The sequence below is a fragment of the Phenylobacterium sp. genome, from assembly GCF_031412415.1.
Lineage (GTDB): Bacteria > Pseudomonadota > Alphaproteobacteria > Caulobacterales > Caulobacteraceae > Phenylobacterium.
The window spans coordinates 1-6,832 of record NZ_JANOCX010000406.1 but is presented as its reverse complement, the minus strand read 5'-3'; the positions used below and the strand labels follow the sequence as shown (position 1 = coordinate 6,832).

Annotated in this window: 9 protein-coding genes; all 9 read right to left on the bottom strand. The window is 67.8% G+C overall.

Features of this window, described 5'->3' with window-relative positions; genetic code table 11:
* Nucleotides 1-31: 31 nt before the first annotated feature.
* Entirely contained in the window at nucleotides 32-808 is a 777-nt protein-coding gene (surE, locus tag RMO04_RS19040; protein ID WP_309646341.1) for a 5'/3'-nucleotidase SurE, read from the bottom strand.
* The gene (gene serS / locus RMO04_RS19035; protein ID WP_309646340.1) at nucleotides 805-2,082 is read right to left on the bottom strand and encodes a serine--tRNA ligase; all 1,278 of its coding nucleotides are present in this window, start codon (nucleotides 2,080-2,082) and stop codon (nucleotides 805-807) included. Before serS ends, surE begins: the two co-directional genes overlap by 4 nt.
* A 75-nt stretch (nucleotides 2,083-2,157) precedes the next feature.
* Nucleotides 2,158-3,087 (bottom strand): twin-arginine translocase subunit TatC, encoded by a 930-nt coding sequence (tatC, locus tag RMO04_RS19030; protein WP_309646339.1) that lies wholly within the window; start codon nucleotides 3,085-3,087, stop codon nucleotides 2,158-2,160.
* The gene (gene tatB, locus RMO04_RS19025) at nucleotides 3,084-3,596 is read right to left on the bottom strand and encodes a Sec-independent protein translocase protein TatB (protein ID WP_309646338.1); all 513 of its coding nucleotides are present in this window, start codon (nucleotides 3,594-3,596) and stop codon (nucleotides 3,084-3,086) included. The genes tatC and tatB overlap by 4 nt, the downstream gene beginning before the upstream one ends.
* Before the next feature lie 72 nt (nucleotides 3,597-3,668).
* Nucleotides 3,669-3,872, bottom strand: a complete 204-nt coding sequence (gene tatA, locus RMO04_RS19020; RefSeq protein ID WP_254833651.1) for a twin-arginine translocase TatA/TatE family subunit — start codon at nucleotides 3,870-3,872, stop codon at nucleotides 3,669-3,671.
* A 100-nt stretch (nucleotides 3,873-3,972) separates the two neighbouring features.
* Nucleotides 3,973-4,617 carry an SMC-Scp complex subunit ScpB gene (gene scpB / locus RMO04_RS19015; RefSeq protein WP_309646337.1) on the bottom strand — a complete coding sequence of 215 codons (645 nt, stop codon included), beginning with the start codon at nucleotides 4,615-4,617 and terminating at the stop codon, nucleotides 3,973-3,975.
* Nucleotides 4,614-5,417 carry a ScpA family protein gene (locus RMO04_RS19010; RefSeq protein ID WP_309646336.1) on the bottom strand — a complete coding sequence of 268 codons (804 nt, stop codon included), beginning with the start codon at nucleotides 5,415-5,417 and terminating at the stop codon, nucleotides 4,614-4,616. The genes scpB and RMO04_RS19010 overlap by 4 nt, the downstream gene beginning before the upstream one ends.
* Nucleotides 5,414-6,439 (bottom strand): beta-N-acetylhexosaminidase, encoded by a 1,026-nt coding sequence (nagZ, locus tag RMO04_RS19005; protein ID WP_309646343.1) that lies wholly within the window; start codon nucleotides 6,437-6,439, stop codon nucleotides 5,414-5,416. Before nagZ ends, RMO04_RS19010 begins: the two co-directional genes overlap by 4 nt.
* On the bottom strand, nucleotides 6,436-6,832 hold a 397-nt coding region (locus RMO04_RS19000), incomplete at its 5' end, for an SPOR domain-containing protein (RefSeq protein WP_309646342.1). The genes RMO04_RS19000 and nagZ, both read right to left, overlap by 4 nt.

The following is a 6,832-nucleotide window of genomic DNA, read 5'->3' as shown; positions in this document are numbered from 1 at the left end:
TTGTCCGCGTCGTGCTTGGCCATGGATCGCCTCAAGCCTTCGGCGGAACGCCGCCCAGGACGCCCTTCAGGCGATGCACCGTTTCGGCGTGAGTCAGGTCGATGTGCAAGGGGGTCACGGAAATTCGACCTTCGTAGATGGCCAGCAGGTCGGTGCCAGCGGCGGGTTTCGAGCGCTCTTGCCTGAACCCCATCCAGTAATAGTCACGATCGCGGAGGTCGGTGCGCTTTTCGGCGTGACGAACCGCCACATCCCGGAAGGTCTGGCGGGTCACCTCCACCTCGACGATCTCGGCGATCGGCCGCGCTGGGAAGTTGACGTTCATGATCACGTCGGCGGGCCAGCCCAGCTCGACCAGCTTGCGCACGATGCCGGCGCCGAAGTGTTCAGCAGGGGCGAACAGGTCCTGGCCCTCGACGGCCCAGTTGGTCGCCGACAGCGCGATGGAGGGAATGCCCAGCGCCATGCCCTCGATGGCGCCGGCCACCGTCCCCGACAGGGTGACATCCTCGGCCAGATTGGCGCCGCGATTGACCCCCGACAGCACGAGATCGGGCTTGAGCCCGCCCATCAGCTCGGTGACCCCAAGCAGTACGCAGTCCGTAGGCGTGCCGGTGGTGGCGAAACGGCGCGGGTCCAGGGTGCGCACGCGGACCGGGTCGGACAGGGTCAGGGCCCGACTGGCGCCGGACTGCTCGTACTCCGGCGCACAGATCCAGACGTCGTCGGACAGCACCTTGGCGATCTTCTCCAGCGCGACCAGGCCCTCGGCGTGGATCCCGTCGTCGTTGGTCAGGAGGATTCTCATTCACCACCGATGTGGGTCAGTCCGGGGAGGTAGGGATGCAGGGCCTGTGGGATGGCGATACGGCCGTTTTCGTCCTGATAGTTTTCCATCACCGCCACTAGTGTGCGGCCGACCGCAAGGCCGGAGCCGTTGAGCGTGTGGACGTAGCGCGTGCCCTTCTCGCCGGCCTTCTTGGTCCGCGCATCCATGCGCCGCGCCTGGAAATCGCCTGTGTTGGAGCAGGAGCTGATCTCGCGATAGCGGTCTTCCGACGGAATCCAGACCTCCAGATCGTAGGTCTTGCGCGCGCCGAAACCCATGTCGCCGGTGCAGAGCAGCATCGTCCTGTGGGGCAGTTCCAGGGCCTTCAACACCGCCTCGGCGCAGCCCACCATCCGCTCGTGCTCGGCCTCGGAGTCCTCGGGCGCGGTGATCGAGACGAGCTCAACTTTGTAAAACTGGTGCTGACGGATCATCCCGCGTGTGTCGCGGCCCGAGGCGCCGGCCTCTGAGCGGAAGCAGGCGGTCAGCGCCGTTAGGCGAAGCGGCAGCTCCTCCTCGGCGACGATCTGGCCCATGACCATGCTTGTGAGCGGGACCTCGGCGGTCGGGATCAGCCAGCGGCCGTCGGTGGTCCGGAACAGGTCGTCGGCGAACTTCGGCAGCTTGTCGGTGCCATAGGCCGCCGCGTCGTTCACCAGCAGCGGCGGTGAGACCTCGAGATAGCCGTGTTCCTGGGTCTGCATGTCCAGCATGAACTGGCCCAGCGCGCGCTCGAGGCGGGCGATCTGGCCCTTCAGGATCACGAAGCGCGCGCCGCTCATGCGCGCGGCGGCCTCGAAATCGATCATCCCCAGGTTCTCACCCAGATCGACGTGGTCCTTGGGGTTCTGGATGGCGAAAGGCTCGCCCCAGCGGCGGACCTCCACATTGTCGTGTTCGCTGTCGCCGGCGGGCACGTCGGGGAACGGGATGTTGGGGAGTTGGGCCAGCAGGTTCTGCAGGGCCTCGGCGGCAGCCTTCTCGGCCTCGCCCTGCTCCACCAGCACGCCCTTCACGGCCTCCACTTCGGCCATCAGGCGCTGGGCCTCGGCCTCGTCTTTCTTGGCCTTGGCTTGGCCAATCAGCTTCGAGGCGTTGTTGCGGACGGCCTGGGCCTCCTGCAAGGCGGCCTGGGCGGCGCGCACCTTGGCGTCCAGGGCGACGGCTTCCAACGCAGCGCCGGAACGGCCCTTCGCAGCCCAGGCTTTCTCGTAAAGCTCGGGGTTTTCGCGAATGGCTCGGATGTCGTGCATGGCTCTGCCGCTAGGTGGGAGTTGAGCGGCTTTCTCTAGAGCGCGTTGGCTATCGGGCCAACCCCTCCCCCGCCGTCAGACCGGAACCACGTCCGTGCCCGCCTCGTCCTCGCGGCGGCGCGAACGCTCGATCAGCTTCACGCACCAGATCGAGATTTCGTAGAGCAGGATGATCGGCAGGGCGAGCATGGTCTGGCTGATCGGGTCGGGCGGAGTGACGACGGCGGCGACCACGAAGACCGCCACGATGGCGTAGCGGCGGCCAGCGCGCAGCATTTCCGAAGTCACGATTCCGGCCATGCCCAGCAGGGTCAGAACCACCGGGAGCTGGAAGCACAGTCCGAAAGCCAGCAGCAGGGTGGTGACCAGGCTGAGATAGTCCGAGACCTTGGGCAGCAGTTGCACCGAGACCTGGGCGTCGACGATCTGCTGGCTGAGCGAGAACCACAGAACGAACGGCAGGATGATGTAGTAGACGAGGCTTGCCCCGGCCAGGAACAGGGTCGGCGAGGCCAACAGGAATGGCACGAAGGCCTTGCGCTCGCGCTTGTAGAGCCCCGGCGCCACGAAGCCGTAGACCTGCCAGGCCAGGACCGGGAAGGTCAGGACCACGGCGCCGAAGCCGGCGAGCTTCAGCTTGGTGAAGAAGAATTCCAGCGGCGCGGTGAAGATCAAGTTGAGTTTGTCGCCTTCCGCGGTGGGCGGAACCTCGCGCGCGCCGATCAGGGCCAGGAACAGGTCTCGCGTGCCGGCGAAGAATTTCACGATGTCGAAGCCGCCCGCCTGTTGGACGTGGGCGGCGTTCTCGGCGGCCAGCAGCTGCGAGGCGATGGCGAAAGGGTGCAGCAGGAAGCGGTAGATCGGCTCTGAGAATCCGAAACAGACCGCGAAACCGACCGCCATGGCGGCCACGCAGATGATCAGCCGTGAACGCAGCTCGACCAAGTGGTCCAGCAGCGGGGCCCGCGAGGACTCGATGTCGTCGTCGTCGTGGAACTCGCTCAAGCCTTGGCTCCAGCCTTGGCGGTCTTCTTGGGCGTCGCGGTCTTGGTCGCGGCTTTCGGGGCGGCCGTGGGCTTGGCGGTGCTGGACTTCGGCTTGGTCGGCGCCTTGCGAGCCTTGGGCTTGGCCTCTTCCACGATCTGGCTCATCTCGACCGGGTTCGCCTGCGGCGTGGAGACCATGGCCGGCGAGAAGCTCACATCTGAACCCTGGAGGCTGTTGCCGATCTCGTTGAAGACCTGGTCGACCTGGGCGTTGGAGGCGTCGAAGGCCGCGGCGGTGTCGGAGAGCTGACCCTTGCGCATGGCCTCGACCTCCTTGCGCAGGTCGTCCAACTCCGACTGGCGGGCCATCTCGTCAAAGCTGGCGCGGAACTCGCTGGCCATGCCTCGCAGCTTGGCGGTGAACTGACCCAGCTTGCGCAACATGACGGGCAGGTCCTTTGGACCCACCACGATCAAGGCGACCGCGGCGATGACCAGGAGTTCCAATCCGCCGATCTCGGGAAGCATCAGACGTCGCCTAAACAAGTAAGCCCGCGCCGATCAAGACCGGCGCGGGCGAATCCTACGTGCGCCGGCGGCTCAGCCGCGGGCTTCGTCTTTTTCGGTCTTGGGCAGAGGCTTGGAAGCGTCCGCCGTCGTCGGCTCGTCCTTCAGGCCGTCGCGGAAGGCGCGAATGCCTTTGGCCGCATCGCCCATGATGCCCGACAGCTTGCCGCGGCCGCCGAACAGCAGCGCGACCACCGCGATGACGATGACCCAGTGAATCCAACTCATTGCGCCCATGGCGACAAAACTCCTTCACGTCGGCGGCCGACACGGGCCGCACGCCCGCCCTGTGTTGCGCGGGAATATAGTCAGTTGCGCGGCAAAGCGCCAACGCGTCCTAACGCCCCGGCTCGTCCTGCCCCACGAAGTCTGTATGAAACTCGGGCGCCTCGCCGTCGTCGAGGGGGTCTTCGTCCAGATTTTCCATACCGGGCGCGGGAACGGCGAAGTCCGCCGGCAGGTCCAGGCTGAGCAGCCCCGCCGCGCGCATGTCCCCCGCGCCCGGCAGGTCGGACAGGTTCGCCAGGCCGTAGTGCTCGAGAAAGGCGTCCGTGGTGCCGTAGGTTACTGGGCGACCCGGCGTACGGCGGCGGCCGCGCATCCGCACCAGGCCCAGTTCCAATAGGACATCCAGCGTGCCGCGACTGGCCTGCACCCCGCGCACGGCCTCGATCTCGGCGCGGGTCACCGGCTGGTGATAGGCGATGATCGCAAGGGTCTCCTGCGCGGCCTTGGACAGCCGGCGCGGCTCCTCGCGCTCCTCGGTCATCAGGAAGGCCAGGTCGGCGGCGGTCTGGAAGCGCCAGCGGTCGGCGATGCAGGCGAGCTCCACGCCCCGCCCCGCATAGGTCGCCCGCAGGCCTGCAACGGCGGCCTCGACGTCGGCGCCCTGCGGCAGGCGCTTGGCCATATCGTCCAGGCTGAGCGGACCCGCGGCGGCGAACAACAGCGCCTCGACCTGGCGTTCGGTCTCGCTGGTCATGCGCCGGCTCGCTTGCGCGCGCGCAGATAGAGGTCGGCGAAAGCTTCCAGTTGGCGGGCCTCCATGGCGCCTTCACGCACCAGCTCAAGGCTCGCCGACAGGGTGGACGCGGTGTAGGAGGCCTGGCTCGGTCCCTCCCCCGAAGGCTTCAGCGGAGCGACCCCAGACAGCGGCGTCCAGCGTTCCAGGTCCGGCAGCATGTGGCGCAGGCGGTCGCGGGCATGCTCCAGCGGATAGGCCTGGGGCGCGCGCGGCGTGTAGTGACGGCCCTGCTCCTTCCGTCGCTGGTCGATATAGGCGCTCATCAGGCCGTAGAGATCACCCTCCAGCCGCGTCGACGGGATGACGGTGATGGCCTGGGGATCACCGCGGGTGAACACCTCGCGGCGCAGTTGCGGACGATCGCGCAGCGCCTCGGACGCCTTGCGCATGGCGTCCAGCTTGGCCAGTCGGAAGGCCAATTGAGCGGCCATCTCCTCGGCTGGAGCCTCCTCGGCCTTAGGCCGCTCGGGCTTGGGCAGCAGCAGACGCGACTTGAGGTAGGCCAGCCAGGACGCCATCACCAGATAGTCCGCCGCCAACGAGAACCGCACGCGACGGGCCTGTTGCACGAAGGTCAGGTACTGCTCGGCCAGCTTCAGGATGGAGAGCTGCATCAGGTCGACCTTCTGGGTCCGAGCCAGGGCCAACAGCACATGGAGCGGCCCCTCGTAGCCGTCCAGATCGATGATCAACGCCTCGCCGTCCTCAGCCGCCGTGTTGGCGGCCTCGAAGTCGAGATTGGGCTGGAAGGCGCTCATGCCGCCCATCGGCCTTCGAAGGCGGCGTCGAAGCGGGCCAAGGCTTCGTTCAGATCGAACGGTTCCCGCACCTTGGCGAGCCGGCCCATCGCGGCCTTGGCGCGGCGCAGGGCTTGGCCCGACAGCGCCTTCGTCCCGGCGATCACCTGCTTCATCTCGCCCATGTCGCCGTTGCAGTGCAGGACCACGTCGCAGCCGGCGGCCAGCGAGGCTCGGGCGCGGTCGGCGAAGGCGCCCCCCAGGGCCTTCATGGACAGGTCGTCGCTCATCACCAGGCCGTCGAAGCCGATGGCGCCGCGGATCACGTCGCGCATCACCTTTTTAGAAGTGGTGGCGGGCTTGCGGCGATCGACGGCGGCGTAGACCACGTGGGCGGTCATGGCCATCGGCATGTCCGACAGCATCTTGAACGGCGCGAAGTCTCGGGTGTCGAGGTCCTCGTAGGCGGCGTCGACCACCGGCAGGTCCAGATGGCTATCGGCGGTGGCGCGGCCGTGCCCTGGGATGTGCTTGATGACCGGCAGGACACCGCCGGCGATCAAGCCTTCGCAGGCCGCTCGACCCAGCAGGGCGACGCCTTCAGGGGTCCTGGCATAGGCGCGGTCACCGATGATCTCGTGCGCGCCCTCGACAGGCACGTCCAGGACCGGCACGCAGTCAACGTTGATCCCCAGGGCGGCTAGGTCGTGGGCCAGCAGTCGCGCGCCCAGACGGGTGATCTCCCGCCGAAGCAGCGGATCGTTGGCGCTCAGCTCGCCATAGGCGCGCCCAGGCGGATAGCGCCGCCAGTGCGGCGGTCCCAGGCGCTGAACGCGGCCGCCCTCTTGGTCGATCAGCACAGGCGCATCGGCCCGATCGACCGTGGCGCGCAGTTCGTCGACCAGGCGGCGCACCTGGTCCGGCGTGTCGATATTGCGCGCGAACAGGATGAAGCCCCAGGGCGCGACGTCGCTGAAGAAGGCCTTCTCCTCCGCAGAGAGGGTCAGGCCGCCACAGCCGAGGATCGAGGCGCTGGTCACTATTTCACGAAGCAGTTCTTGCCCGAGGCCTTGAGCTGATTGCAGAAATCCGTCGCCGCCGCGCGTGAGGCGAAGCCGGTGACGGTGGTCCGGAATAGGGTCGAGCCGTCCTTCTGGATCTGCTCCACGCGCTTGCCCTTGCCGGCCGCGAGGCCTGGCGCGGCCTTGGCGGCGTCGTTCCAGCCCTTGTCGGCCAGGGCCTGGGACGAGAAAGCGCCGATCTGGACCGAGGCGGCGCCGCCGGCGGCGGCCTTCGGCGCGGGGCCGACCGCCGGGGCGGCCTTGGGCGGCGGGATGGACGCCGGTGCGGCAGCCTTGGGCGCCGGAACAGCGGCCTTGGGCGCGGCGGGCGGCGGCGGGGCGATGGCCGGCTTCAGAGCGGGCGCGGTCGGCAGG